The sequence below is a fragment of the Arthrobacter woluwensis genome (genome assembly GCF_900105345.1).
GTDB lineage: Bacteria > Actinomycetota > Actinomycetes > Actinomycetales > Micrococcaceae > Arthrobacter_E > Arthrobacter_E woluwensis.
In genome coordinates this window covers 1,667,763-1,694,098 of sequence record NZ_FNSN01000003.1, presented here as the reverse complement: position 1 = coordinate 1,694,098, position 26,336 = coordinate 1,667,763, and the positions used below count along the sequence as shown (strand labels likewise).

Annotated in this window: 23 protein-coding genes; 5 read left to right on the top strand and 18 right to left on the bottom strand. The window is 69.6% G+C overall.

The genetic code is table 11. From position 1 onward, the window contains the following. Nucleotides 1-123: 123 nt before the first annotated feature. Entirely contained in the window at nucleotides 124-1,527 is a 1,404-nt protein-coding gene (locus BLV63_RS08365) for a glucose-6-phosphate dehydrogenase (RefSeq protein ID WP_066210738.1), read from the top strand. Between the two features lie 129 nt (nucleotides 1,528-1,656). Here the strand turns inward: BLV63_RS08365 and BLV63_RS08360 are convergent, their stop codons facing one another. The 9 genes from BLV63_RS08360 to coaD form a co-directional block, all read right to left on the bottom strand. Next, nucleotides 1,657-1,995 carry a P-II family nitrogen regulator gene (locus BLV63_RS08360; protein WP_066210740.1) on the bottom strand — a complete coding sequence of 113 codons (339 nt, stop codon included), beginning with the start codon at nucleotides 1,993-1,995 and terminating at the stop codon, nucleotides 1,657-1,659. Beyond that, a complete protein-coding gene (locus tag BLV63_RS08355; protein WP_066210742.1) occupies nucleotides 1,992-3,359 on the bottom strand; it encodes an ammonium transporter in 1,368 nt (455 codons plus the stop codon). Before BLV63_RS08355 ends, BLV63_RS08360 begins: the two co-directional genes overlap by 4 nt. 284 nt (nucleotides 3,360-3,643) lie before the next feature. Continuing rightward, complete coding sequence (gene ftsY, locus BLV63_RS08350; RefSeq protein ID WP_066210744.1) at nucleotides 3,644-4,849, bottom strand: signal recognition particle-docking protein FtsY; 1,206 nt, start codon at nucleotides 4,847-4,849, stop codon at nucleotides 3,644-3,646. Between the two features lie 21 nt (nucleotides 4,850-4,870). Beyond that, nucleotides 4,871-8,467: a chromosome segregation protein SMC gene (gene smc / locus BLV63_RS08345; protein ID WP_066210745.1), complete on the bottom strand. Its 3,597-nt coding sequence runs from the start codon at nucleotides 8,465-8,467 to the stop codon at nucleotides 4,871-4,873. A 142-nt stretch (nucleotides 8,468-8,609) separates the two neighbouring features. Then, nucleotides 8,610-9,569 carry a bifunctional DNA-formamidopyrimidine glycosylase/DNA-(apurinic or apyrimidinic site) lyase gene (mutM, locus tag BLV63_RS08340; RefSeq protein ID WP_066210747.1) on the bottom strand — a complete coding sequence of 320 codons (960 nt, stop codon included), beginning with the start codon at nucleotides 9,567-9,569 and terminating at the stop codon, nucleotides 8,610-8,612. Between the two features lie 3 nt (nucleotides 9,570-9,572). Further along, complete coding sequence (gene rnc, locus BLV63_RS08335) at nucleotides 9,573-10,268, bottom strand: ribonuclease III (protein WP_066210749.1); 696 nt, start codon at nucleotides 10,266-10,268, stop codon at nucleotides 9,573-9,575. A 16-nt stretch (nucleotides 10,269-10,284) separates the two neighbouring features. Further along, nucleotides 10,285-10,488, bottom strand: coding sequence for a 50S ribosomal protein L32 (gene rpmF, locus BLV63_RS08330; RefSeq protein ID WP_066210751.1), 204 nt, complete (start codon nucleotides 10,486-10,488; stop codon nucleotides 10,285-10,287). A gap of 52 nt (nucleotides 10,489-10,540) precedes the next feature. After that, the gene (locus BLV63_RS08325; protein ID WP_107002825.1) at nucleotides 10,541-11,068 is read right to left on the bottom strand and encodes a YceD family protein; all 528 of its coding nucleotides are present in this window, start codon (nucleotides 11,066-11,068) and stop codon (nucleotides 10,541-10,543) included. Nucleotides 11,069-11,213: 145 nt separating this feature from the next. Beyond that, complete coding sequence (gene coaD / locus BLV63_RS08320; RefSeq protein WP_066210752.1) at nucleotides 11,214-11,696, bottom strand: pantetheine-phosphate adenylyltransferase; 483 nt, start codon at nucleotides 11,694-11,696, stop codon at nucleotides 11,214-11,216. A 177-nt stretch (nucleotides 11,697-11,873) separates the two neighbouring features. On the opposite strand from coaD, the gene BLV63_RS08315 reads away from it, so the two are divergent. Genes BLV63_RS08315 through BLV63_RS08305 form a run of 3 tightly spaced genes read left to right on the top strand, consistent with a single transcriptional unit; the run spans nucleotide 11,874 to nucleotide 14,368 of the window. Beyond that, nucleotides 11,874-13,079 carry an aminotransferase class I/II-fold pyridoxal phosphate-dependent enzyme gene (locus BLV63_RS08315; protein WP_066211902.1) on the top strand — a complete coding sequence of 402 codons (1,206 nt, stop codon included), beginning with the start codon at nucleotides 11,874-11,876 and terminating at the stop codon, nucleotides 13,077-13,079. Continuing rightward, nucleotides 13,076-13,861, top strand: coding sequence for a spermidine synthase (locus BLV63_RS08310; RefSeq protein ID WP_066210753.1), 786 nt, complete (start codon nucleotides 13,076-13,078; stop codon nucleotides 13,859-13,861). Before BLV63_RS08315 ends, BLV63_RS08310 begins: the two co-directional genes overlap by 4 nt. A gap of 3 nt (nucleotides 13,862-13,864) precedes the next feature. Further along, nucleotides 13,865-14,368, top strand: a complete 504-nt coding sequence (locus BLV63_RS08305; RefSeq protein WP_066210755.1) for a GNAT family N-acetyltransferase — start codon at nucleotides 13,865-13,867, stop codon at nucleotides 14,366-14,368. Between the two features lie 245 nt (nucleotides 14,369-14,613). Here the strand turns inward: BLV63_RS08305 and rsmD are convergent, their stop codons facing one another. From rsmD to thiL, 4 genes are all read right to left on the bottom strand, one after another. Next, nucleotides 14,614-15,177, bottom strand: a complete 564-nt coding sequence (rsmD, locus tag BLV63_RS08300) for a 16S rRNA (guanine(966)-N(2))-methyltransferase RsmD (protein ID WP_066210757.1) — start codon at nucleotides 15,175-15,177, stop codon at nucleotides 14,614-14,616. Between the two features lie 60 nt (nucleotides 15,178-15,237). After that, a complete protein-coding gene (locus BLV63_RS08295; RefSeq protein ID WP_066210759.1) occupies nucleotides 15,238-17,457 on the bottom strand; it encodes an ATP-dependent DNA helicase RecG in 2,220 nt (739 codons plus the stop codon). A gap of 63 nt (nucleotides 17,458-17,520) precedes the next feature. Beyond that, a complete protein-coding gene (locus BLV63_RS08290; protein ID WP_066211904.1) occupies nucleotides 17,521-18,495 on the bottom strand; it encodes a DAK2 domain-containing protein in 975 nt (324 codons plus the stop codon). A 22-nt stretch (nucleotides 18,496-18,517) separates the two neighbouring features. Continuing rightward, on the bottom strand, nucleotides 18,518-19,576 hold the full coding sequence (gene thiL / locus BLV63_RS08285; RefSeq protein ID WP_066210761.1) for a thiamine-phosphate kinase: 1,059 nt from the start codon (nucleotides 19,574-19,576) through the stop codon (nucleotides 18,518-18,520). A 168-nt stretch (nucleotides 19,577-19,744) separates the two neighbouring features. Between thiL and BLV63_RS08280 the strand changes: the two genes are divergently transcribed. Then, nucleotides 19,745-20,278, top strand: coding sequence for a DUF3515 domain-containing protein (locus BLV63_RS08280; protein WP_066210763.1), 534 nt, complete (start codon nucleotides 19,745-19,747; stop codon nucleotides 20,276-20,278). Nucleotides 20,279-20,427: 149 nt separating this feature from the next. Here BLV63_RS08280 and BLV63_RS08275 read toward each other — a convergent pair whose 3' ends face one another. From BLV63_RS08275 to BLV63_RS08255, 5 genes are all read right to left on the bottom strand, one after another. Continuing rightward, nucleotides 20,428-21,543, bottom strand: a complete 1,116-nt coding sequence (locus BLV63_RS08275; RefSeq protein ID WP_066210765.1) for a D-alanine--D-alanine ligase family protein — start codon at nucleotides 21,541-21,543, stop codon at nucleotides 20,428-20,430. 89 nt (nucleotides 21,544-21,632) lie between these two features. Next, nucleotides 21,633-22,697, bottom strand: coding sequence for an NAD(P)H-dependent glycerol-3-phosphate dehydrogenase (locus BLV63_RS08270; RefSeq protein ID WP_066210767.1), 1,065 nt, complete (start codon nucleotides 22,695-22,697; stop codon nucleotides 21,633-21,635). Then, nucleotides 22,694-23,473 (bottom strand): lysophospholipid acyltransferase family protein, encoded by a 780-nt coding sequence (locus BLV63_RS08265; protein WP_066211907.1) that lies wholly within the window; start codon nucleotides 23,471-23,473, stop codon nucleotides 22,694-22,696. The genes BLV63_RS08270 and BLV63_RS08265 overlap by 4 nt, the downstream gene beginning before the upstream one ends. Nucleotides 23,474-23,509: 36 nt before the next feature. Continuing rightward, nucleotides 23,510-24,832 (bottom strand): UDP-N-acetylglucosamine 1-carboxyvinyltransferase, encoded by a 1,323-nt coding sequence (murA, locus tag BLV63_RS08260; RefSeq protein ID WP_066211909.1) that lies wholly within the window; start codon nucleotides 24,830-24,832, stop codon nucleotides 23,510-23,512. Between the two features lie 109 nt (nucleotides 24,833-24,941). After that, nucleotides 24,942-26,168, bottom strand: a complete 1,227-nt coding sequence (locus tag BLV63_RS08255; RefSeq protein WP_066210769.1) for an ROK family protein — start codon at nucleotides 26,166-26,168, stop codon at nucleotides 24,942-24,944. Nucleotides 26,169-26,336 lie beyond the last annotated feature (168 nt).

The window sequence follows — 26,336 nt, the reverse complement described above, 5'->3', positions numbered from 1 at the left end:
GATGGAGGTTCCAGGACTTCGCCCCGGTGAGGGATGGAGCCCCTCACAGGGCCCCGCGCCAGGGTGGCACGGGCTTTCAGCTTTCTAGGGTACCAAGTCGGACTGACGAGATGGCATGCTGGCATGGTGACCAGTACGCGACGCGCCCGGCGATCCCGGGCCCAGGACATCAAGACACTGCTCATCCTCGGCGCCTCCGGCGACCTCACGGGACGGCTCCTGCTGCCAGGGCTCGCCTCCCTGGTCTCCGCCGGACGGGCTCCCGGGCTCACCCTCGTGGGCGCGGGCACCGAGCCCTGGACGCCCAGCAAGTGGCAGCGGCGGCTCGCGAAGGCCCTCCCCCTGGACGCCGGAGAGGAGGCGAGCGCCCATTGGAAGGAGCTCATGGCCACCTCGCAGTACCGCCAGGTGGACGTCACCGCGCCCGGCGCCCTGGCCGGTCTGCTCGCCTCGCTCGACGGTCCGGTGGCCGTCTTCTTCGCCCTGCCCCCGCGCATCAGCCAGCTCGCCTGCGAGTCGCTCACCCCCGAGGAAGTGCCGTTCGGAACGCGTCTGGTCCTGGAGAAGCCGTTCGGCTCCGACGCCGCCTCCGCGCGCGAACTGAACGGCACCCTGCGACGTCTGGTCCCCGAGGAGCACATCCACCGGGTGGATCACTTCCTCGGCAAGTCCACGGTGCTCAACATCATCGGCATGCGCTTCGCGAACCGCTTCTTCGAGCCGCTCTGGAACCGGGACAACGTCGCCGAAGTGGAGATCGCCTTCGAGGAGGACCTGGCCCTGGAAGGCCGCGCGGGCTACTACGACTCCGCGGGCGCGCTGCGGGACATGATCCAGAGCCACCTGCTCCAGGTGATGGCGCTCATGGCGATGGAACCCCCGGCGACCCTCGGGGAACGGGATCTGCGCGACGGCATCGCCACCGTGCTGCGGGCCAGCCGTGTCGCCACTCCGTTCCGCCGCAACACGCGGCGCGCCCGGTACACCGCCGGCAGGATCGGCGGCCGAAAGGTCCCCGACTACGTCGCCGAGGAAGGCGTGCACCCGGAGCGCGAGACCGAGACGTTCGCCGAGGTCCGCGTCGAGATCAACAACACCCGCTGGGCCGGGGTGCCGTTCATCCTGCGCAGCGGCAAGGCCATGGGCACGCGCCGCAAAGAGGCCGTGGTCCGCTTCCGTCCGCTGGCGCATCTGCCGGCCGGATTCAGCGGCACCGACCAGCCGGACGAACTGCGGATCGGCTTCGGGCCGGACACCCTGAGCATCGGTCTGGACGTCACGAGCGCGGGTAACGGCTTCGAGCTCTCCCGGGCGGAGCTGACCACGGAACTCCACTCCTCGGCGCTCCTTCCCTACGGCGAAGTGCTGGACGGCGTGCTGCACGGCGACCCGCTGCTGTCCGTCCGCGCCGATGTGGCGGAGGACTGCTGGCGGATCGTGGATCCCGTCCTGTCCGCGTGGTCCCACGGGCGCGTCCCGCTCGAGGACTACCCGGCGGGGTCCCAGGGCCCGGTCACCGAGAACTGAGTCCCACCCCCTGAGCGCACGACGACGGCGACGCACCCTGGCCGGGTGCGTCGCCGTCGTCGTGGGGGGAGGTGATCGTGCTGGGGAGGAAGGGCGCCTCCCGTCGTGCGGGAGGCCGGAACGGTTCCGCTAAATGGCGGCCGCTCCGCGTTCGCCGGTCCGGACCCGGACCGCTTCGTACACGTCCACGGACCAGACCTTGCCGTCACCGGCGCGGCCGGTGTTGGAGCTGGCGATGATGACGTCCACGACGTCATCCGCCGTCTCATCCGTGGCCAGGACCTCCACCCGCAGCTTCGGCAGGAGGTTCACGTTGTACTCGGCCCCGCGATACACCTCGGTATAGCCGCGCTGGCGGCCGTAACCGCTGGCCGCGCTCACCGTGAGTCCCTGGACTCCGTACGCTTCAAGACCTTCGCGGATGCTCTCGAGCTTCTCCGGGCGGACGATTGCCGTGACGAGTTTCATGCGTCAACACTCTCCTTGCGATCCTTGCCTGCGCTCTTCTTGGATCCGGCGGAATCCCGCTGGAACTCTGCTGCCCGGCGATCCAGCGCCTCGGAGATGGCCTCCAGCGAACCGTGCGGCTGGAAGGTGCCGCCCTGGCCGGCGATGCCGAATTCGTAAGCCGACTCCGCGTGGAGGGACAGGTCCACGCCGATCTCCTCCTGCTCCTCCGAGACCCGGAAGCCGAGCGTCTTGTGGATGGCGAAGCCGATGATGGCCGTCAGGACCGCGGTGTAGACCATGGAGAAGCCTGCCGCTGCCAGCTGCGACCACAGCTGGTCCCAGCCGCCGCCGTAGAAGAGGCCGGCGCGGGATCCTTCGAGCGGGATGGCGATGAAGCCCAGGGCGACGGTGCCGATGAGGCCGGAGACCAGGTGGACACCCACCACGTCCAGGGAGTCGTCGTAGCCGAAGCGGAACTTGAGGCCGACCGCCAGGGCGGAGGCCACACCGGCCACGATGCCCAGACCGATGGCGCCCACCGGGCTGACGTTGGCACAAGCGGGGGTGATGGCGACCAGACCCGCGACCACACCGGACGCGGCGCCCAGCGAGGTGGGGTGGCCGTCACGGATGCGTTCGGTCACGAGCCAGCCGAGCATACCGGCGGCCGGAGCGGCGAGGGTGTTGATCCAGATGAGGCCGCCCTGCTGCGCGGTGGTGGCGGCGCCGGCGTTGAAGCCGAACCAGCCGAACCACAGGATCGCCGCACCGAGCATGACGAACGGGATGTTGTGCGGGCGGTGGTTCGGGTCCTTGCCGAAGCCGCGGCGGTTGCCGATGATCAGGACGAGGATGAGGCCTGCGACACCGGCGTTGATGTGCACCACGGTGCCGCCTGCGAAGTCGATGGCCGGGCCGAGCGCCTTGCCGATGGCGCCGTCGGGGCCGAAGAGACCGCCGCCCCACACCATGAACGCGATCGGGCAGTAGACCAGGGTCACCCAGACCGGCACGAAGAGCGCCCAGGCGCCGAACTTCGCACGGTCCGCGATGGCGCCGGAGATCAGGGCCACCGTGATGATGGCGAAGGTGGCGGCGTAACCGGCCTTGATCAGGCCGTCAGGGGTGCTGACGTTCTCCAGACCGAAGGTGGCGAAGGGGTTGCCGAACAGTTCGAACACGCCTTCGCCGCCGCTCATGGAGGATCCCCAGAGGACCCACACCACGCCGACGATGCCGATGGAGATGAAGCTCATCATCATCATGTTCAGGGCGGCTTTGGCACGGGTCATGCCGCCGTAGAAGAATGCCAGGCCGGGCGTCATGAACAACACCAGGGCCGCAGCCACCATGACCCACACATTGCTGGCGGTAAGTTCCATGGCTTTCGGTCCTTTCTCGAAGGGGCTCTCTCGCGAGGTGCCCGTGGTTCTCTCTGACGCCGGGGCGTCCTGCATTCAACTTTCGGCCTCCCGTGTTTCACCTGGTCTGGTGGTTCATTGCATGGTTGTTACGCTTCCGGCCTGGGCGTAAAGGGTCGGTGTCCAGAACGTTTCCGGCATGTTTCATGGCCGGATGCGCAGCCCAGGGACGCACGAAGGCCCCGCAGGCGTTCGCCTGCGGGGCCTTCGGAGACGTTCCGGAGAGGTGCGGTCCGGAGAAGTGCTCAGTCGAGCAGCGCGTCGACGAACGCCTCGGGGTCGAACGGCGCCAGATCGTCGGGGCCTTCGCCGAGACCGACGAGCTTCACCGGGACGCCCAGGGTGCGCTGGATCGCGACGACGATGCCACCCTTGGCGGTGCCGTCGAGCTTCGTGAGCACGATGCCACTGATGTCCACGACCTCGGAGAACACCTTGGCCTGGGTGAGGCCGTTCTGGCCCGTGGTCGCATCCAGCACCAGGAGGACCTCGTCCACCTCGGCCAGCTTCTCGATGACACGCTTGACCTTGCCGAGCTCGTCCATCAGACCGGTCTTGTTCTGCAGGCGGCCGGCGGTGTCCACCATGACGACGTCGACTTCCTGCTCGATGCCGGCCTTCACGGCCTCGTAGGCCACCGACGCCGGGTCGGCGCCTTCCACGTCGGACTTGACGGTGGGCACGCCCACCCGCTCGCCCCAGGTGGTGAGCTGTTCGGCGGCCGCCGCACGGAAGGTGTCCGCGGCGCCCAGGAGCACGTCCTTGTCCTCGGCCACCAGCACGCGGGCCAGCTTGCCGACCGTGGTGGTCTTGCCGACGCCGTTGACACCCACCACCAGCACGACGGCGGGGCGCTCGGCGTGGCGGGTCACGTTCAGGGCGCGGTCCATGGACGGGTCGACGAGCTTGAGGAGCTCCTCGCGCAGCATGGCGCGGACCTCGGCGGTGTCACGGGTGCCCATGACCTTCACTCGGGCGCGGAGCGCATCCATCAGCTCCGTGGTCGGCTCGGTGCCGAGGTCGGCCAGGAGGAGGGTCTCCTCGATCTCGTCCCAGGTGTCCTCGTCGATGCGGTCGCTGGAGAGCAGGGCGAGCAGGCCCTTGCCCAGGATGTTGCCCGAGCCGACCAGGCGGGCCCGGAGGCGGTTCAGGCGGCCGGCCACCGGAGCGGGGCGCTCCACGAGCGGTGCGGCCGGCACCACTTCCTCGACGGGCTCTTCGACGAGCGTGCCCGCGGAGGGTGAGGTGGCGGCGTCGTGCGCGGCGGCCGCTTCGTCGTCGCGGTCCAGGACGGCGGTGCCGCCCGAGGAGGGACGCACGGGATCGTTCGCGTCACGCGTGCTGGTGTACTTCCGGGAGTTGCGGCCCTTGAGAAGCAGCGGGACCGCCAGGCCGATGACCACCAGGGCGCCGACGATGGACAGGATCACGGGAAGGAGGACGTCATTCACCCCCCTAGCTTCTCACGCGGGCTACTCCCCCATGCGCTGTGAGATCACGGTGGTGACGCCGTCGCCGCGCATCGTGACGCCGTAGAGGGCGTCCGCCACCTCCATGGTGCGCTTCTGGTGCGTGATCACGATCAGCTGGCTGGACTCGCGCAGCTCCTCGAAGATCGTGATGAGGCGGCCGAGGTTGACGTCGTCCAGGGCGGCCTCCACCTCGTCCATGACGTAGAACGGCGAGGGGCGCGCCTTGAAGATCGCCACGAGGAGCGCCACTGCGGTCAGCGACCGTTCGCCTCCGGAAAGCAGCGACAGCCGCTTGATCTTCTTTCCGGCGGGCCGCGCCTCGACCTCGATGCCGGTGGTGAGCATGTCGTCCGGATCGGTCAGGACCAAGCGGCCCTCACCGCCCGGGAAGAGCCGCCCGAAGACGTGGACGAACTGCTCCGACGTGTCGGCGAAGGCTTGGGAGAAGACCTCCTGCACGCGGGCGTCCACCTCTTTGATGATGTCCAGAAGGTCCTTGCGGCTCGCCTTCAGGTCCTCGAGCTGCGTGTTGAGAAACTGATGGCGCTCCTCCAGAGCCGCGAACTCCTCCAGGGCCAGCGGGTTGATCTTGCCCAGCGAGGACAGGTCCTTCTCGGCACGCTTGAGGCGCTTCTCCTGCTCGGCGCGGACGAAGGGCACACCCGTGGGGACCGGGTTGCCGTCGTCATCCACCTCCTGCCGCAGCTCGGCCCATTTGTCCTGGCCGCCGTCTGCTGACGGCACGGGAAGATGGGGCCCGAATTCGGCCACGAGTTCCTCCGGGCCGAGTCCGAGTTCGTCGATGGCCCGCTGCTCCACGGCCTCGATCCGCGCGCGCTGCTGAGTGAGCGCCAACTGATCCCTGTGTGCGGACCCGGTCAGCTCCGCGAGTTCCCGGGCGAGGGCGTCGTTCCCGGCGCGCAGGCCTCCGAGGAGGGTGTCGTACTTGCTGCCGTCCTCTTCCACACGGGCGAGTTCTGCGGCTGCGCGCTCCACGGAGCGGTCCGCCACCAGCACGGCCTGCCGTGCGGCCTCCGCGACGGCGGCCGCACGGGCGGCCTGACGACGGCGGCGCTCGGCGCGGACCACGGCCTCCTGCTGGGCCCGGCGTTCGCTCGCGGCCGCGCGCTCCAGTCCGGCCGCCCGGCGTTCGGCGTTGGAGAGCTGTTCCTCGGCCGTGCGCAGGGCGAGCCGGGCGTCCACTTCCATGGCCCGGACCTCACGGGCGCGGGCTTCCAGCGTCTCGCGCTGGTCCTGGATCGCTTCGCCCTCCTGCGACTGGGAGGCGTCCTCATGGGCCCGGGTCAGCTGGGCTGCGAGGGTTTCCAGGCTCTCGTTCTCCTGGGCGAGGGTCTTTTGAGCCCGGTCACGGCTCTCCCGCAGGCGATCGGCTTCGGCGGTGATGGAGCGCAGCTGACCTTTGAGGCTGCCGAGCTTCTCCGCGGACGCGGCGAGGGTGGCATCGGACTCGTGCAGGCGGTCCAGAGCGGCGTCGGCACGTTCCCGGGCCTGCTCCAGCTGGTCCGCGAGTCCCTTGCGGGCGAACCGCAGCCGTTCCAGTTCCGAGGTCTTTTTGCTGAGCCGCTGCTCGGTCTCCTCGAGGGCCGTCTGGGTTTCCAGGAGCGAGCCGCTCGCCGGGGAACCGCCGCTCGCGGTGTGGGCGGAGAGGACGTCGCCCTCGCGCGTCACCACGGTGGAGTCCGGTGCCGCGGCGAGGATCCTGCCGGCCGCCTGGAGGGTCTCGGCGATGAGGACGGACTCCAGCAACCGGAGCACCGCTTCCCCGCCGGGGCCGTGGGCGGTCACGACGGCGTGTGCCGGCACGGCGTCGGTGGGAACAGTGCCTTCGGGACTTTCCCCCGGCTCGGTACGCGCCGGGCCGTCCAGCTCGCCCGGGCGCCCGATCAGCACGTTCGCCCGGCCGGCGTCCTCGTCCTTGAGCTGTTCGAGCGCGCGGGCGGCGCCTTCCACCCCGTCCGCGACGAGCGCCTCGGCGAACGGCCCGAGGGCCGCGGCGATGGCGGCCTCGTGGCCCGGCGTGACCTTGACGGCGTTCGCGATGCTTCCCAGAATCCCGGGGTGGCCCTCCAGACGGGCACTGCCGTCCCGGGGCGCCGTGGCCTGGCGCAGCGCCTCGATCCGGGCGCCGAGCGCGGCGAGCTGGTGCTCGGCGTCGCGCTGTTCCGCGGCGAGCCGATCGTCCTGCGCTTCGAGCGTCTCCAGGGCGTCCGCGGCCTCCTCGTACTCGCTGTCCAGGTCCTGTTCACCGGACTCGCTGTCCGCGAGCTCAGCCTCCTGCGACGCGAACTCGGCCTCCGCCGTCGCGCGGCGGCGTTCGCATTCGAGCAGCGAGTCGTGGATGCGGCCGAGCTCCGCCTCGACGGACTGCACGCGCGACCGCGCGGCGCCCACCTTGCCGCTCAGGGTCGCGAGCGACTCCCGGCGGTCCGCCGCGGCCCGCAGCGCGGCGGTCACCCGGGCGTCCTCGGCCCGCGCGAGCGCTTCGGCTTCCGCACGCTGGTTCACGACGACGTCGAGCATCTCCTTCAGCTGCTCCACCTCGGTGGCGATCCGGGCGGCTTCCTCCCGGGCCCGGACGGCCTGCTGCTCCATCTGCTCAGCGTCGTTCTGGCGTGTCACGGGCTCCGAGCTGCCCAACAGGCGGTGGCGCTCGGTGGCGAGCTGCCCGAGACCGCGCAGGCGTTCCCGGGCGGTTGTCAGCTGGTGCCAGGTGGCGCGGGCCTGGGTGATCCGCGGGGACATCGCGGCGGCCGACTGCTCGGCGAGGGACTGCTGCTCGCGGCCCTGCGCGAGATCCGCCTCGACCACGGCGATCCGCTCCCGGAGCGCCTGCTCGCGGGCAGCGTCGGACTCGAGTTCCCCGGTGAGGCGCACCAGATCGTCTGCGAGGAGGCGCGCCTTGGCGTCCCGGAGTTCGCTCTGCACGGTCTGGGCCCGGCGCGCGACGGCGGCCTGCCGCCCGAGCGGGCCCAGCTGGCGGCGCAGCTCGGCCGAGAGGTCGCTGAGGCGCTGGAGATTGCCCTGCATGGCGTCGAGCTTGCGGAGCGTGCGCTCCTTCCGGCGGCGGTGCTTCAGGATGCCGGCAGCCTCCTCGATGAAGCCGCGGCGATCCTCCGGGGTCGCGTGGAGGATGCGGTCCAGCTGGCCCTGCCCTACGATCACGTGCATCTCACGGCCGAGACCCGAGTCGGACAGAAGCTCCTGGATGTCGAGAAGCCGGCAGCTGGTCCCGTTGATGGCATACTCGCTGCCGCCCGTGCGGAACAGGGTGCGGGAGATGGTGACTTCGCTGTAGTCGATGGGCAGGGCGCCGTCGGCGTTGTCGATGGTAAGCGAGACGTGCGCACGACCGAGTGGCGGGCGGCCGGAAGTCCCGGCGAAGATGACGTCCTCCATCTTGCCGCCGCGCAGGGTCTTGGCGCCCTGCTCCCCCATGACCCAGGCGAGGGCGTCCACCACATTGGACTTGCCGCTGCCGTTGGGCCCCACGATGGCCGTCACGCCGGGCTCGAACGTGAAGCTCGTAGCCGAGGCGAAGGACTTGAAGCCACGGATGGTGAGGTTCTTCAGGTGCACGGTGGTGGGGACTCTCTGGCCGACTCAGGACGGGTTGGAGGAATACGCGTCCCCCAAGACTATCCCGGGGTGGCGGGGATTCTGAGGGTGGCGCGGCGGCGCAGGGGCTTGGTCAGGCTGGCGGAAGCCGGTCCGACGGCGACTACTCTGCTCGCCGCCCCCGCGGCACCGGCTGGCACTTGGGGCAGAAGTACGAGGAGCGGTTCATGAACGACGCCCGCCGGATGAAGGTCTCCCGCCCCTCGGCGGCACAGCGCAGGCACGGCTGCCCTTCCCGTCCGTAGGCATTCAGAGACCGGGAGAAGTAACCCGACGCCCCGTTCACGTTCACGTACAGGGAGTCGAAGCTGGTGCCGCCCGCGGCCAGGGCCCGTTCCATGACCTCGCGGCACGCGTCGAGGAGCCGGAAGGTCTCGGGACGCCGCAGGGTCGCCGTCGAGCGTTCGCCGTGCAGACGGGCCGCCCACAGGGCCTCGTCGGCGTAGATGTTGCCCACGCCGGACAGGAGGTTCTGGTCCAGCAGAGCTCGCTTGACCGTACTGCGACGGCGGATGAGCACCCGGTGCACGGCCTCGGGATCGAAGTGGGGATCGAGCAGATCCCGGGCGATGTTCCGGACCTCGCCGGGCAGAAGCGGCGCCTCGGAACCACGCCCGCCGGGCAGGCCGTCGAGCGTGGGCACGAGGGAGGTGACGGACAGCCCGCCGAAGATGCGCTGGTCCACGAACCGCAGCTCGTCCGGCATCCCGGGACTCGGGCTGAGTCCCAGACGGACCTTCAGATGCTTCTCATCCGGGGCGTCCGGCTCTTCGAGGAGCAGCTGGCCGCTCATGCCGAGATGGGCCAGGAGCGCGGTGGCCGGGAACGGGCCGGGAGGATCGGTCTCTCCCCCGGCCGGCTCGAGCAGAAGCCAGAGGTACTTGCCACGGCGGACGGCCGCGTTGATGCGGGCGCCGCCGAGGGAGGAGGTGAAGTGGGAAGGCGCGCCGTCGTGGCGGCGGATGCTCCGCGCGTCGAGCACTTCCGCGTGTTCGATGCGGCGGCCGACCGCCCACCGCTCCAGGCCGGAGCGCACCACCTCGACTTCGGGCAGCTCAGGCATGGATCAGGATTCGACCGGAGCGGGGTTCAGGTGACGCCAGGCGTCACCCGCGGCTTCCTGTTCGGCTTCCTTCTTGGAATTGCCGTGGCCGGTGCCGTAGGCGGTGCCGCCCATCATGAGCACGGCCTGGAAGACCCGGGCATGGTCCGGGCCGGAACCGGTGACCTCGTAAAGGACGGGGCCGAGCTGACGGCTGGCCGCGTACTCCTGGATGTAGGTCTTCCAGTCGGTGGCCGCGCCCAGCGCGGCGGCATCCGTCAGAAGGGGACCCATGAGGCGCATGACCATGTCCCGCGCGACGTCGATCCCGTGGTTCAGGTAGCAGGCGCCGATCAGGGCCTCCATCGTGTCCGCGAGGATGGAAGCCTTGTCCATCCCGTTGGTGCGCTTCTCGCCCTGGCCCAGGTAGATGTGCTCCCCGACGCCGAGCTGGCGCGCGACGCCGGCCAGCGCCCGGGTGCTGACGACGGCGGAGCGGCGCTTGGCCAGCTCGCCCTCCGGCAGATCCGGGTAATCACGGTACAGCGCGTCGGTCACGGAGAATCCCAGGATCGAGTCGCCCAGGAACTCCAGGCGCTCGTTGGTGGGGATCCCGCCGTTCTCGTAGGCATAGGACCGGTGTGTGAGTGCAAGACGAAGCGTCTCGGCGTCAAGAGTGACGCCGAGACGCTTCATCAGGTCTTCGGGTGAAGACGTCATATCAGCCGGGGGCGGATTAGACGTCAGCGACCTTGCGGCCCTTGTACTCCAGGAAGAGCTCGGTACCGGCGGAGTCGGTCACAACCTTGGCCTGGTGCGGCAGGCTGTAGGTGACGCGGCCGTTCTCAACGGTCTTCACCAGGTTGGGGGCGGCAGCCTTCCACTGGGAGCGGCGGGCACGGGTATTCGAGCGAGACATCTTCCGCTTGGGAACAGCCACGGCTAACTCTTTTCTCTCTCAGTCCATCTCTGAACTTGGGTCCAACACTGAATCAATCGGTTTTGCCGGTTTGGCCTTGCAAATTCGCGAGGGCAGCCCAGCGAGGATCCAATACCTCGTGGTGGTGCCCCGGCTCATCGTCAAGGCGAATTCCGCATTCGGAACACAGCCCCTGACAATCTTCCCGGCACACCGGCTGGAAGGGCAGCGCAGTCACTACCGCATCCCGCAACACCGGCTCAAGATCGATCTCATCGTGCTCGACTCGACGTTGCTCTTCATCGTCTCCCTCTGCCTCGGACACGTGGTCCGGGTAGAAGAAAAGCTCTTGCACAGTGACGCGCTGGTCATACGCAAGGGGATCCAGGCAGCGGCCGCATTCGCCCTCGATGAGGACATCCGCGGTTCCCGATACCAGAATTCCTTCGTGTACGGACTCCAGCCTCAAGTCCAGCTCCACGGGGGAACCTTCCTTCACGCCAATGAGCGGCACACCAAGATCACTTGGTGCTGGCACTTGCTCTTCCAGGGTCCGCATGCTGCCTGGGCTGCGCCCAAGATCCTTGACGTCGATAGTCAAAGGTGTGCGGTGATCGCGTTTGATGAGAACTCCTGAAAGAACATAGGACCGACGAACCATCTTAGCGTGAGGCAGGCACTTGACTCAAACCGCAGGCCTCAGCCTGGTCCGTTCACCCAGAAATCCTACCCTTAACCGCCGGGTCTCAGGCCTTCGGCGCGCCGCCGCCGAGCCGCTTGAGCACGGCACGGGGCACGAAGTCGGAGATGTCCCCGCCCAGCGAGTCCACTTCCTTGATGAGGGAGGAGGAGATGTGGGTGAAACGGCCCTCCGCGGCGAGGAAGACCGTCTCCACACCGGAGAGCTGCCGGTTCATGGTGGCCATCGGGAGTTCGTAGTCGAAATCACTCGACGAACGGAGGCCCTTGACGATGGCACTCGCTCCGCGGCGGTGGCAGTACTCGGCGAGCAGGCCCTCTCCCATCGGCTCCACGATGATCCCGCTCAGATAACCGAGCGTCTCCCGTGCCATGTCGAGCCGCTCCTCCAGCGTGAAGCGGTACTTCTTGGCAGGGTTGGTCGACACGGCCACCACCACTTCATCGAAGATGTTCGCGGCACGCGCGATCACCTCGAGATGCCCATGATGGATGGGATCGAAGGAACCGGGGCACACAGCACGACGCATGTCTCGACGCTACAGCAGAGGTGCCCGGGATAGCATGACCGACAGGGGCGCGCCGCGCCTCCTCCCAGGGCCCACGACGTGATGCACGGGCGTGGACGCCAGGAGCGGCACCATGCGAAGCAGGCACCTCACGTGACCCCAGCAGAAGACATCCCCTGGCTGACGGACTCCCCGTGGATGGACGCGGCTCGGGGAGCGAACCTCGTCGGCGCCGACGGCTCCCTGGGGACGACCATCTTCGAGGAGATGACGGGCCTGGCGGTCCGCCACCAGGCGATCAACCTGGGCCAGGGGTTCCCCGACGAGGACGGCCCAGGACCCATCCGCGAGCTCGCCCAGGAGGCGATCGCCCGCGGCGAGAACCAGTACGCGCCGGGCAAGGGGATCCTGCCGCTGCGGGAGGCCATCGCCGGACACCAGCGCCGCTTCTACGGGATCGGGCTCGATCCGGAGACCCAGGTCGTGGTCACCACCGGCGCCACCGAGGCGATCGCGGCGGCGATCCTCGCCGTCGTGCGCCCGGGGGATGAAGTGGTGACGTTCGAGCCGTTCTATGACTCGTACGGGGCGATGATCGCCCTGGCGGGCGGCGTGCACCGCACCGTCCCGCTCCGCGCCCCGGACTTCCAGCCGGACCCGGAGGAACTCGCCGCCGCGTTCGGTCCGCGGACGCGCCTGGTGATCCTCAACAACCCTCACAACCCGTGCGGCGTGGTGTTCGGGACGGAGGTGCTCGACCTGATCGTCGAGCAGGCCACGCGGCATGACGCGGTGATCCTGAGCGACGAGGTCTACGAGCACCTGACCTTCGACGTCCCCCACGTGCCCATCGCGACGCGTCCCGGCGCCTTCGACCGCACCCTCACGGTCTCGTCGGCCGGCAAGACGTTCTCCTTCACCGGCTGGAAGATCGGCTGGCTGAGCGGTCCCGCTCCCCTGGTCGCGGCCGCCCGCACCGTCAAGCAGTTCCTGAGCTACAGTTCGGGGACGCCGTTCCAGGGCGCCGTGGCGTCGGCTCTCAACCTGGACGACTCCCTCTACCGCGGCTTCGCCGAAACGCTGCGCGGGAAACGGGACCTCCTCTCGGACGGCCTGCGGGCCGCCGGGTTCACCGTGTACGAGCCGCAGGGCACCTACTTGGTGACGGTGGACACCGCTCCCCTGGGTTTCCACGACGCCGCCGCCCTCGCGCGGCTGATGCCGGAACGCATCGGGGTGGCCGCCATCCCGCTCTCGGTCTTCTGCCACGACGACGGCGCGCGCCGCACCGCGAGTCTGCTCCGCTTCGCCTTCTGCAAGCGCGAGCCGGTGCTCCGTGAGGCGGTCGCCCGCCTCGGCGGGCTGAGCGAGGCGCTGGGCCAGTCCTCAGCGGTGAGCCGATGAGCTCGCGGTACCTCCGGGCCAGTGGTGTCCACGCGAGCATCGAGCCGGACACCCTGGTGCCCGGGTCGGCGATCCTCGCACTGGGCGGCGCCGAGCAGTCCCACGTGAACCTGGCCGACCCGGGCCAGATCTTCTACGAGTACCTCGCCCGCATGGCCCACGCGACGGACCTCGTGGCGCCGCCCGGACAGCCCGTGACGGCCGCGCACCTCGGCGCCGGCGCCCTCACCCTGCCCCGGTATCTGCAGCACACGCGCCCCGGTTCGCGCCAGTGGGCCGTGGAGCTGGAGCGCGAGCTGCCGGACTTCGTCCTGACGGAACTGCCCCTGCCCGAGGGCACCCGGCTGGAGATGGCGCTGGGCGATGCGCGGGCGGAGTTCGCGGCACTGGAACCGGAGGCCGACGGCGGGACGCGGCGCTTCGACGTCGTGGTGCTGGATGTCTTCTCCGGTCCGGAGGCTCCGGCGCATCTCGCGTCGGCGGACTTCTACGGCGAAGTGGCGGAGCGGCTCGAACCGGGCGGGCTCTTCCTGGTCAACGTCGGCGACGACCCGCCCTTCACCCTCATCCGCAGCCAGGGCAGGGCACTCCTGGAGGTCTTCCCCGGTGGGGTCGCGGCCCTCTGCGAGACGGGCATGCTCGCCGCACGCTACCCGGGCAACATCGTGTTCGCGGCCCGCACCGAACCGTGGCCCGCCGCCTGGACGGAAGCCCTCCTGGCCGCAGGCCCCCACCCCGCCGCGGTCCTGAGCGGCATGGAGCTCGAAGACTGGCTGGGGTGAGCGATGAACACGCATGTTCGCCATGCCAGGGACGCTGATGTCGACGGCATCGTCGCGGTTGGGCACGTGACGTGGCCTTCCACGTATCTGGAGTTGGCCGGAGCCGAGTACGTCACGGCTGGATTGGCACGCTGGTGGGCTCGCGACGGAATCGCTCACGCCATCGAGGCCGGGCAGGTCCTGGTCGCCGAATTGGACGGTCGCGTGGTGGGCGTTGCGATGTTCTCCGTCGACGGCTCCGTGGTGGACCTGTGGAAGCTCTATGTGATGCCGGACTGCCAGGGATCTGGCGTCGGCGCGCAACTGCTCCAGGCGGTCATCGACGGTCCGGCACGCGAGGCGGCAACCGTTCGCCTGGCGCACAAGAAGGGCAATACCCGGGCCCGTACGTTCTACGAGCAATGGGGCTTCCTGGAAACCCACAGAACTCCGGACGATCTGGGAGGTCCAGACAATGTCTGGATGGAACTCATCCTTCACCACCGTCACAGCGCCCCTGCCACCTGAGCGGCATGGAGCTCGAAGACTGGCTGGGGTGATCGTCCCCGGGCTTATGGTCTTTCCCCGCCGCTGAAGCGCAGGGGAAAGACCGCAAGCCCAGGGAAACATGATGGCCGCCCGGCGGGCGTTTTCCCGGAAGCGGCGCATCGCGACTCGGAGCGAGGAACGAGCGCAGAGGCGTGTCTAAGCCGCGGGGGAAAACACCCGACGGGCGCACGTCAGACGAATACTCCCGGTCTGGGAACGAACGCTCAGACCGGCTCCGCGAACCACAGGGTCGTCTCGCCGTACTTCTTCTCCGCGAACCGCTCGAGTCCCTCGGGCCACTCCGGCTCGGGAGACCGCGAACTCCGCTCGACCACGACGACGGCGCCGTCCGACAGCCGCGGCACCAGCAGTTCCAGCACCTTCACCAGGTCCTCCTCGCTGAGCGGGTACGGCGGGTCGAGGAACACGAGGTCCCACGATCCCACGGCGGACCGCTCCAGGAACGTGGCCACCTTGGCCCGCTGCACCGACGTCCGCAGCCCCTTGGCCGAGGCTGTCACGAGCTCGGCGTTCTTCTGGCAGACCCGGGACGCCTTCTCGTCGAAGTCCACGAGCGTGACCGAGGCGGCGCCCCGGCTCCCGGCTTCCAGCCCGAGCGCTCCGGAGCCGGCGAAAAGGTCGAGCACCTCGGCGCCCTGCAGGATCCCGTACGACTCCAGGCGCGAGAACAGCGCCTCCTTGACCCGGTCGGTGGTGGGGCGCGTGGCGGTGCCCGGCACCGAGACCAGGCTCAGACCTCCGGCGGCGCCTGCGATGATCCGGCTCATGGGTTCCTTCCTTCGAGTGCGTGAGGGGCCTCGGGTCCCGCCGCGCACCGGTGTCCGTGCTCAGCCCCGTTCAAGGAAGGCTTCCTTCTCCGGGTTCAGATAATTCTCCATCGCCACCCGGAGCGCCTGATGCTGCTGCAGGGTGGGGTCCTCGGCCACGAGATCCTGGGCGTCGTCCCGGGCCTCCGCGATGATCTTCTCGTCCTGGATGACCCGCAGCAGCTTGAGGGTCGACCGCCCGCCCGACTGCCGGGAGCCCAGGATATCGCCTTCCCGCCGCAGTTTGAGGTCCTCCTGGGAGAGCGCGAAACCGTCGGTCGTGGCGGCGACGGCGGTCAGCCGCTCCCTGCTGGGGTGATCCGGTTCCAGGCGCGTGACCAGGAGGCACGTGCCCGGCAGGCCGCCACGGCCCACCCGGCCGCGCAGCTGGTGCAGCTGGGAGATGCCGAAGCGGTCGGCGTCGAGGATCACCATGAGCGTCGCGTTCGGGACGTCCACGCCCACCTCGATCACCGTCGTGGACACCAGCACGCCCACCTCTCCGGCGGCGAAGGCGGCCATGGTGGCGGACTTCTCCTCGGGGGCCATCCGCCCGTGCAGGGCCTCCACCCGCACGCCCTGGAGGGCCGGGGCCGCGCGGAGCGTCTCCAGCATGCCGACGACGCCGGCCAGCTGCTGCGTGCCCTGCTCGCCGCCGGACGGGTCGGCGAGGCCCTCGCCGCCGTCATCGTTGGAGACGTCGCCATCGCCGATCTTGGGGCACACGACGTACACCTGGCGGCCGGCGTCGACCTCTTCCCGGGCCCGCTGCCAGAGCCGAGCCTCCCAGGAGGGGTGTTCCTGCAGCCCCACCACGTGGGTGACGATCGGCGCGCGCCCGGCGGGCAGTTCGTCCAGCACCGACGTCTCCAGATCGCCGAAGACCGTCATGGCCACGGTCCGCGGAATGGGCGTGGCCGTCATGACGAGCAGGTGCGGGGGCGCGTCCGCCTTGGCCCGGAGGGCGTCGCGCTGCTCCACGCCGAAACGGTGCTGTTCGTCCACCACCACGAGCCCGAGGTCGAAGAACGTGACGTTCTCCCCCAGGAGGGCGTGGGTTCCCACCACGATGTCGGCGTCGCCCGAGGCCGCGTCCAGGAGCGCCTGGCGGCGTGCCGCCGTCGAGAGTGAACCCGTGAGGAGGGCGACGCTCACGGAGGGGCCGTCACCGGGGCCGAGGAGACCGTCGCGCGCGAGGGTTCCGAGGGTCCTGCGAATGGACTCGGCGTGCTGGGCGGCGAGGACCTCCGTGGGGGCCAGAAGCGCGGCCTGACCGCCCGAATCCACTACCTGGAGCATCGCCCGGAGCGCTACGAGGGTCTTGCCCGAGCCCACGTCGCCCTGCAGGAGCCGGTTCATGGGATGGGAGGTCGCCAGGTCACGGGAGAGCTCCTCGCCCACACGCCGCTGACCCGCGGTGAGCGTGAAGGGGAGCTGGGCGTCGAAGGCCTGGAGCGCGCCGTCGAGCCGTCCGGGACGGGAGGTGGCCACCTCCTGCGCCATCTCGGCACGGCGACGGGCCAGCGCCGTCTGGAGGACCAGCGCTTCCTGGTACCGGAAGCGGTGACGCGCGCGCCAGTAGTCCTCGGCGGTGGCGGGCTGGTGGATCATCCGGTACGCCTCGGACAGACCGGGAAGGTGCTTCCGGCGGCGGATCTCCGCGGGGATCGGGTCGCCCCAGCTGCCCGTGTCGACCTGGTCCAGCACGATCCCGACGGCCCGCTGGACAGTCCAGGAACTCACCTTCGCGGTGGCCGCGTACACCGGGATGGGCATCCGCGCGAGAGCCTCGGCGTCCGCGGTGCTCGTGACCGCCTCGTCCAGCAGGATGAAGTCCGGATTGGTGAGCGTGAGCTTGCCGGCATAGGAGCCGACCCGGCCGGAGAACAGCGCCAGCACACCCGGCTGGAGCTGCTGCTTCGCCTTGAAGCCGTTGAAGAAGCTCAGTTTCACGGAGGAGAGCGACGGCCCGAACTCGTCCTCGGCGTCGCTGATCACCACTTCGGTGATGGAGCCGCGACGGGCACGCATGGTGCGGGTGCTGCTCGAGATGACGCGGGCGAGAATCGTGACGTCCTCGTCGAACGGCAGGGTCTCGATGCTGCTCAGCTCTCCGCGGTCCAGGTACCGGCGCGGGAAGTCGTCCAGGAGGTCCGCCACGGTATGGAGGCCCAGATTCTTCTCCAGGCTCCCGGCCACGCGCTTGCCGAGCAGGAGCTCAAGGGAGGTGTGCTGTTCCACGGGTCACCGCCTCCGGCCGGAAGGGTCCAGGACCGCGGGCACGCGTGCGTTCCGCCGTCCCATTCAGGACTCGCGGGGGGCGGCGAGCTCCGACAAGGTGACGTTGGCGGGCTCACCCAGGGCGTTGATCAGTTCGAGCACCGGAGCCGGGTCCGCCGCATGCACGTGGACGCGCCAGCGGTAACTGAGTTCGCCTTCCTGCACGTCCACGCCGTCGCGGTGTCCGGACACGGCCTTCACCGGTGAGATGATGACAGACTCGCCGATCTCGTCGAGGCGCTGCCGGAGGGTGGCGGCGTCCAGAGGCGACAGCTCGATGGTGCACATGACCTCGTAACCGTCGTCGGCAGGCATGTCGCCGTGGATGTGCGGGAATTCGGTCTGATATCCGTGCAGTTCGTCCCAGGCGGTCTCGCTCGTCTGCGTGCCCAGGATGGTGCCGCGCAGGCAGTCGAGGACCAGCAGGAACCCGACCGCGCCGGCGTCCACCACCTGGGCCTGGCGCAGGGCGCCGAGCTGCTCCTCCGTGCGGACCACGGCCTGCTGGACCGTCTCCACCACGTGGTTCAGGGACTGCGCGAGGGCCAGATTGCTGTCGTCGCCGTTGAGGGCGGAGTCCATCTCCTCGGCGGCGTCCGCCGCGGCCGCCAGAGCGGAGAGCATGGTCCCCTCGACGGGCTCGCTCAGCGCGGACCAGCAGCGCATCCGGGCCCGGCGCAGACCGGAGGCCAGCAAGGGGGCGCTGAGGCGCGGGTGTCCCTGCACGGATTCCGCGAGCGCGGCGAGGAAGACGGCCAGGAGCGTGCCGGAGTTCCCGCGGGCGTTCTCCATGGCGGCGCCTGCGGCATCGGAGAGCACGACGCCGACGTCGACGCCCACCGCGTACTCCTCGGTGCCGATGGCTCGTGCCGCAGCCCGGAGGGTCAGGTAGAGGTTGGTTCCGGTGTCGCCGTCGGCCACGGGGAAGATATTGATGGCATTCAGACGGTCGCTGTGATTGCCCACCACCTGCTCGGCGGCGCAGAGCCAGCGCCTCATCGCCTGAGCGTTGGCGGCAATCTTATGGTGCCCCAAAGTGATCCCATCCTTGCGTCGCATGCCCTGCTGAATGTCCCTCGCCGTCGCGGATCCGGGAACGGTGTTCCTGTCCCGGCGGGGTGGGCACCACTGAGCCTACAACAGTGAAGCTGTCCGGTACGGGACCGTTTCCTGGGAAAGTGCTGAGCAGGCAGAAGTCCTCTCCCCCGCCTTGGACCCAGCCGCGGACCAGGTCCTCCGCGGACTCGCCGGACCCCGGCACGGCGGCCAGCAGCTCTGCCGCGGGACGCAGTTCCGGGCCGAAGACGGCCAGCAGAAGCGGGTCGAGTTCGAGCGTCACGCCGCTCGCCCGGGCAAGCCGCCCGGAGTCCTTCAGCAGACCGTCGGAGAGGTCCATCATGGCGGTGGCGCCGGCCGCGAGGGCTTCCGCACCGCTGCCGAGGGGCGGGCACGGCCGGCACTGGGCATCCATCAGCGCACGCTGGGCCGGAGTGAGATCCCCCACTGGAACGGTGCTCTCCAGGAGGGACCACCCGGCGGCGGCACGGCCCAGCCGCCCGGCCACGGCCACGACATCCCCGACCATGGCTCCCGAACGAAGTCCGACCTTCCCGGCCACCTCCCGGCCCATCGCCGTGGCGGTCACCGAGATCTCCCGGCCACGGCCGAGGTCACCCCCGACGACGGCGACCTCCGCCCCCAGCGCGCGCACGGCGTCGTGCACTCCGCGGGCGAAGTCCTCCACCCAGGCGACAGGCGTCTCCGGGGGCAGGGTGAGACTGATGAGCAGCGAGTGAGGCTCCGCGCCCATGGCGTTGATGTCGCTCAGATTCTGGGCCGCGGACTTCCACCCGACGTCGTAGCCGGTGCTCGCATAGCCGTTGTTCCAGCGCAGGCGGAAGTCCTGGTCCTGCGTCTGGGTGTCGATCGAGACCACCACGCTGCCTCCAGGAGCGGCGACCACGGCGGCGTCGTCCCCGGGGCCCAGGAGGGTGGCGGGGCCCTGTGGCAGGAGGGGGAAGATTCTCGCGAGGAGGCCCGACTCCCCCACGGTGGCGACGGTCGGCTGGTTCTCTGGCACACGGCAACGCTATCCAACTTCCGGCCCGGAGCGTCAACCGTTCGCGGCGAGGACCTGTCATCCGGCGTGGGCAGGCCGGTGCAACACGGTCCGGCGGACGTGCCGGTCGAGCAGCCCTGTCATGGCCTCCTGGGAGGACCTCCCAGCGAAGCTCGGTAGGCTGGTGCCATGCGTGTCACCCGTCCTGCCCCGCGGTCCGCGGCGCGGAAGCTCCCGAAACCGGCCGCCGTGCTGGCCCTCTCGCTGGCGTCCGTGTTCGCCCTCAGCGCCTGTTCACCCGCCGTCGACGTCACCCCGGCCAAGGATGCGGCCAACCCGGATTGCGCCCCCATGATGGTGGCGCTTCCGGACAAGATCGGTGATGCGGCGCTGCGGAAGACCAATGCCCAGGCCACGGCCGCGTGGGGCGACCCGTCCCTGGTGATCCTGCGCTGCGGCGTCACCCCGCCCGGCCCCACGAAGGACCGCTGCGCCACCGTCAACGGCGTGGACTGGGTCATCAAGGAGGGCGAGAAGGGCAACCCGATCTACACCCTGACGACGTTCGGCCGGACACCCGCCGTGGAGGTGCTTCTGGACCCGGGGAAGATCTCCTCCGCCACGGTGCTGGCCGATCTCTCGGCGCCCGCCAGCAAGATCAAGGCGACTAAGAAGTGCGTGGGCCAGGAGGATCTGCAGAACCTCCCTGGTAGCGGCAAGTAGGCGGTCGCCCACTACGGGAAGACCGCACCGACGGCGAAGGCCCCCACCGCGAACGGTGGGGGCCTTCCGTGTGCCTGGCTCAGATGAGCCCGCTCAGCTGAACCCGCTCAGCGCACGTCGCGCAGCTCAGTCGGCTCAGCGCAATCGGCTCAGCGCAGCCCGGTCTTGCGGTGCAGCGCCAGGTGGATGAGCTCGTCGATCAGCTCGGTGTAGCTCAGGCCCGTGGCGGCCCACATCTGCGGGTACATGCTCTTGGGGGTGAAGCCGGGCAGCGTGTTGATCTCGTTGATGATGAACTCGCCGTCCGGGGTGTAGAAGAAGTCCACACGGCTCAGTCCCTCGGCCCCGATCGCGTCGAAGGCGACGCCCGCGAGCTTCCGGACCTCGGCGATGGCCTCCTCCGGCAGGTCCGCAGGGCAGCTGAGCGACGCGGCGTTGTCCACGTACTTGGCCTGGAAGTCGTAGAAGGAGTGTTCCCCCACGGCCACGGCGATCTCGGCGGGCAGCGAGGCGCGAGGCTCGTCGGTGCCCCGGCCTTCCAGCACGGCGCACTCGATCTCCCGGCCCACGATCCCGGCCTCGATCACGAGCTTCGGATCATGCCTGCGGGCCTCCTCGATGGCTGCGTCCAGATCCTCCACGCGGTCCACCTTGGAGATGCCCATGCTGGAGCCGGCACGTGCGGGCTTGACGAAGACGGGGAACCCCAGCTCCTCCACCTGACGGCGCACCCCGGCGGGATCACGGAGCCACTGGCGGTCGGTCACGGCGATGTAGGGGCCGACCTTCAGCCCGGCGGCCTCGAAGACCACCTTCATGAAGTGCTTGTCCATGCCGATGGCCGAGGCCAGCACGCCGGCGCCCACGTAGCGGGTGTCGCTGAGCTCCAGCAGGCCCTGGACCGTTCCGTCCTCGCCGAAGGGTCCGTGCAGGAGCGGGAAGACCACGTCCACCTGACCCAGCTCGGTCGGCACCTGGTCCGGCGCCGCCACGATCAGCTGGTGCTCGCCCCCGATCTCGGCCAGCGCCACGGTGGCCTCCCCCGGAGTGACTTCGGGCAGGGCGTCCGCCGTGAGCGACCACTGATCCAGATCGCCCTCGGGCAGCACCCACTGGCCCGTCTTGGCGATGCCGATCGGGATCACGTCGTACTTGTCCCGGTCGATGGCTCCCAGGACGCCCGCTGCGGTGACACAGCTGACGGCGTGCTCACTGGAGCGTCCTCCGAAGAGGACGGCGATGCGGGGCTTCCGGGCGTCAGTCACAGTGAGTGGTTCCGTTCAGGTCGTCGGTGATGCAGGTCGTCGGTGGTGCGGTTGATTCGTGATGCGGATCAGTGGTGCGGGCGGCCGGCTCAGTAGCCGTCCTCGGACTTCAAGGAGCGGTTCAGGAGCAGCGGGCCGAGATCCTCGACAGCCAGCTTACCGGCGAGCACCGCCACCACCGCTGCGGTGATCGGCATCTCGACGCCATGCCGCGCCGCCAGTTCCTGCACGGCGTCGGCGGACTTCACGCCCTCCGCCGTCTGCGTCATGCGTTCCACCACCTCGTCCAGGGTCAGGCCCTGGCCGAGCAGTTTGCCCGCGGTGTGGTTGCGGGAGAGGGGCGACGCGCAGGTCGCCACGAGGTCGCCCAGACCCGCCAGACCGGCCAGGGTGTGGGCTTCGCCGCCCAGCGCCAGCGCCAGTCGGGTGGTCTCGGCGAGGCCACGGGTGATGACGGAGGCCTTGGTGTTGTCCCCCATGTCGCGGCCCTCGCAGATGCCGACGGCCAGCGCGATGACGTTCTTGACGATCCCGCCGATCTCCACCCCGACCACGTCCGAACTCATGTACGGGCGGAAGTACGGCGCGGTGCAGAGTTCCGCGACGCGCTGCGCCATGGCCTCGTCCGCGCATGCCACCACGGAGGCCGTTGGTTCCTCCCGGGCGATCTCCATGGCCAGATTCGGGCCGGAGAGCACCAGGATCTGGGACGCGGGCGTCCCCCACTCCTGGGCGATCACCTCGCTCATGCGCTCATCCGTGCCGCGTTCCAGCCCCTTCATGAGCGAAACCACGAGCGCCCCCGGCGCGACGGCGTCCTTCCAGGCGCGCAGCTGCTCGCGCAGGGACTGGGCAGGGACGGCCAGCACGACGACGGCGGCGTCCCGCAGGGCCTCGACGGCACTGTCCGTGGCACGCACCGCGTCCGGCAGCGGGATCTGCTGCAGGTAGCGGCTGTTGCGGTGCTCACGGTTGATCTCCTCCGCGGCCTCGGCACGCCGGGCCCAGAGCACGATGTCCCGGGGCTCGCCCGCTGCGAGGGCGGCGTCGCCCAGGACCTTCGCGAAAGTGGTCCCCCAGGAACCGGCGCCCATGACGGCGATCTTCTCCACAGCTGCCTCTCCCGGTGCGGTGACGGTGTCGCGAGCGCTCACGCGGCGCCGCCGTCGTCGTTCTTCGGCTCCTTAACGGTGCCCGTCGGATCCAGCCGGCCCGTGGCGCCCTGCCCGTGGGCGGCCGGATCCCAGCGCTCGGCCGGCGCCGGCTCCTGGCGGAGCTCCGCGACCAGCGCGGTCACGGCATCCATGATGCGGGTCGTGGCCTCGGTGAGCACGGTCTTGGTCATCGGCTTGCCCCGCAGGTCCTCCAGGTCCACCGGGCGTCCGACGACCACGCGCACCCGCTTCCGCGGGAAGAGGTGAAGCTTCTTGGCGTAGCGCGGGAACAGTTCCTGGGCGCCCCAGTGACCGATCGGGACGACGGGCGCCCCGGTCTGCAGGGCCAGCCGGGCCGCGCCCGTGTGCCCCTTCATGGGCCACAGATCGGGATCCCTCGTGAGGGTGCCCTCCGGGTAGATGATGATCGAGCCGCCGGCGTCCACGACTTCCTGGGCCACCTTGAGCGAATTGTTCGCTCCCGCGGTGGTCCGCTCCACCGGGATCTGCCGCGAACTGTGCAACAGGCGTCCGAACACCGGGATCTTGAACAGGCTCGCCTTGGCCAGGAAGTGCGGCGGGCGCTTGGCGTTGTAGAGCATGTGGCCCACGACGACCGGGTCGATCTCCGTGACGTGGTTGGGCGCGGCGATGAAGCCACCCTCGGGCAGGTTCTCCAGGCCTTCCCAGCGCTTGGAGAGCACCAGGTTCATGAGAGGCCGGAGCACACCGGCCAGGAAGGCGAAGGTGGCCCGGGTCCCCAGGCTCTCCTTCATGCCGTGCTGAGTCGTCTCGGTCTTGCCCATGCGGTTCTACGCTCCGGTGAGTTCGAAATCGGCGCCGAGCCCGGCGATCTTCTCGGTAAAACGCTCGTAACCGCGCTGGATCACCTCGGTGCCGGTGACGCGGGAGACGCCCGTGGCGGCGAAGGCCGCGATCAGGTGGCTGAAGCCGCCCCGCAGATCCGGGACGTCGATGTCCCGTCCCACGAGCGGCGTGGAGCCGGAGATGACGGCCGAGTGCAGGAAGTTCCGCTGCCCGAAGCGGCACGGCACACTGCCGAGGCATTCACGGTGCAGCTGGATGCTCGCGCCCATGCGGGTGAGGGCCTGGGTGAAGCCGAAGCGGTTCTCATAGACGGTCTCGTGCACGATCGAGACACCGTCCGCCTGGGTCAGGGCCACGACGAGAGGCTGCTGCCAGTCGGTCATGAATCCGGGGTGCACATCGGTCTCGAGCACGAGCGGGTTCAGCTTGCCGCCGGGGTGGTAGAAGCGGATGCCCTCGTCCATGATGTCCATGCCGCCGCCCACCTTCCGGTAGGTGTTCAGGAAGGTCATCATGTCGTGCTGAGCGGCGCCCTCGACGAAGATGTCGCCCTGGGTCACGAGCGCGGCGGAGGCCCAGGAGGCCGTCTCGTTGCGGTCCGGGAGTGCTCGGTGATCGTAGCCGCGCAGCTCGGAGACGCCTTCGATCCGGATCGTCCGGTCCGTCTGGATGCTGATGATGGCGCCCATCTTCTGGAGCACCGCGATGAGGTCCACCACCTCGGGCTCCATGGCGGCGCCCCGCAGCTCGGTGATGCCCTCGGCGCGGGTGGCGGAGAGCAGGACCTGCTCGGTGGCGCCGACGCTCGGGTAGTCGAGGGTGATCTTGGCGCCCTTGAGGCCTTCCGGCGCGGAGAGGTGGATGCCGTTGCCGGTCTTCTCCACCACGGCGCCGAACTTGCGGAGCACGGCCAGGTGGAAGTCGATGGGCCGGTCGCCGATGCGGCAGCCGCCCAGGTCCGGGATGAAGGCCGCGCCGATCGCGTGGATGAGCGGTCCGCAGAGCAGGATCGGGATGCGGGAGTCACCGGCGTGCGCGTCGATCTCGGTGTGCGAGGCGTTCCGGGCGTTTGCCGGGTCCAGGCTCAGGTCCCCGGTCACCGGGTCCTTCACCACCGTCACGCCGTGCAGCTGGAGCAGGCTGGTGACGACCTCGACGTCCTTGATCTCCGGGACGTTGCGGAGCACGGAGGGCTCGCTGCCGAGCAGTGCCGCGACCATCGCCTTGGGCACCAGGTTCTTGGCGCCCCGCACGGAAACCTTGCCACTGAGCGGAACCCCGCCCCGGATGGTCAGCACACTACTCATCGACATCTGCCCTCGCACTTCTACGTTCGGAGCTGGGTCCCAGCTCCTCATCAAGCATAGAGCCCCGACGGCGCACGGGCGGGACCCCGCGCGCCTGCCCCGGCGTGGGTCAGGCGCGCTCCGACGAGCCCGCGCGCAGCGACGCAGGGTACACGTCCAGCGCGTTCTCCTCGACGTAATCGAGGGCGTGGCGGACGGCTCCGAGGGACACGACGCCCTCCCCCAGCGAGGAGGCGAGCACCCGGGGCGGGGTGTGGGTGTAGCGCGGCAGCTCCCGCTCGATGCCCGGCAGCAGGACCCCCGCCGACTCGGCCACGGCGCCCGCGATGACCACGGCCTCCGGGTTCACCATGGTGCTCAGCGCACCGATGACGCGGGCCATCCGCCGGGCCACCCTGTCGAGGATCCCGACGGCGGTCGCGTCGCCGTCCGCCGCGGCCGAGAACACCATTTCCGCGCTCAGGGCGGAGGGATCCCCGCCGCAGAGGGCACGCAGGGCGGTGTCCTCGCCGTCGTCGAGCGCCTCCCGCGCCCACTCCGCCACGTGATGCGCGATGCCGTGCGTGTCGCCGACCCCGTCGAGGTGTTCCAGGTAGCCGAGTTCGCCGAAGCCGCCGAGCTGCCCGTGCAGGAGGCGGCCGGATTCGAGCACACCGGACCCGAGACGGTCCCCGGCGAGCATGACGGCGAGGTTGTCGATGCCCCGCGCGACGCCGATCCAGCGTTCCGCGAGCGCGGCGAGATTGGCGTCGTTCTCGAGAAGCACGTGCCAGCCGTGGCGTTCGGAGACGATCGCCCGGACGTCGAAGGACCGCCAGAACTCCTGCACAGTGAGGACGTTCCCGTCCCGGCCGACGGGAGCGGCCACGCCGACCGCGACCGCGAGCACGGAGTCCGCGGTGATGCCCGCGTCGGCGAGCGCCTGCGCGGCGAGGCGGTCCAGGACGTCGGCCCGTTCGTCGGCGGCGATGTTGTCGGCGCGGAACGGGAGGGTCACCTGGGACAGGGGCGTGCCGGCCATGTCGGCGACGATGGCGGTGATCTTGTGGGCGCCGATGTCGATGCCGAGCACGCTCGCGGCGCGGTCGTCGAACACGAAACGACGTGCAGGCCGCCCCTTGACGTAGTCGCCCGCGTCCCGCTGGTTCTCCAGCTCCCGGAGCCAGCCGAGCCGCACGAGTTCATCGCAGATCGAGATGACGGTGGCACGGGACAGACCGGTTCCCGCCATGAGCTCGGTCCCGGTGAGGACCCCGGCTCCGCGCATGGCCTGGAGCATGGCCCGCGCGTTGATCCTGCGCACCACCTGGGTCGAAGGCGCGGTCTCGCTCATCATCGACGCCCCACACTCCTTCTGCCTGCGAGGCCCGTCGGCGGGCCTGCACTGAAATCTAGCTCATGAAACGAGGCGGCGAAACATGGCCCGGCAGCGCTTGACGGCGTGAGACGGATCACGCTTATACTGCTGATGGGTTATAAATTTACCTCCTATCTAAACTCGCCC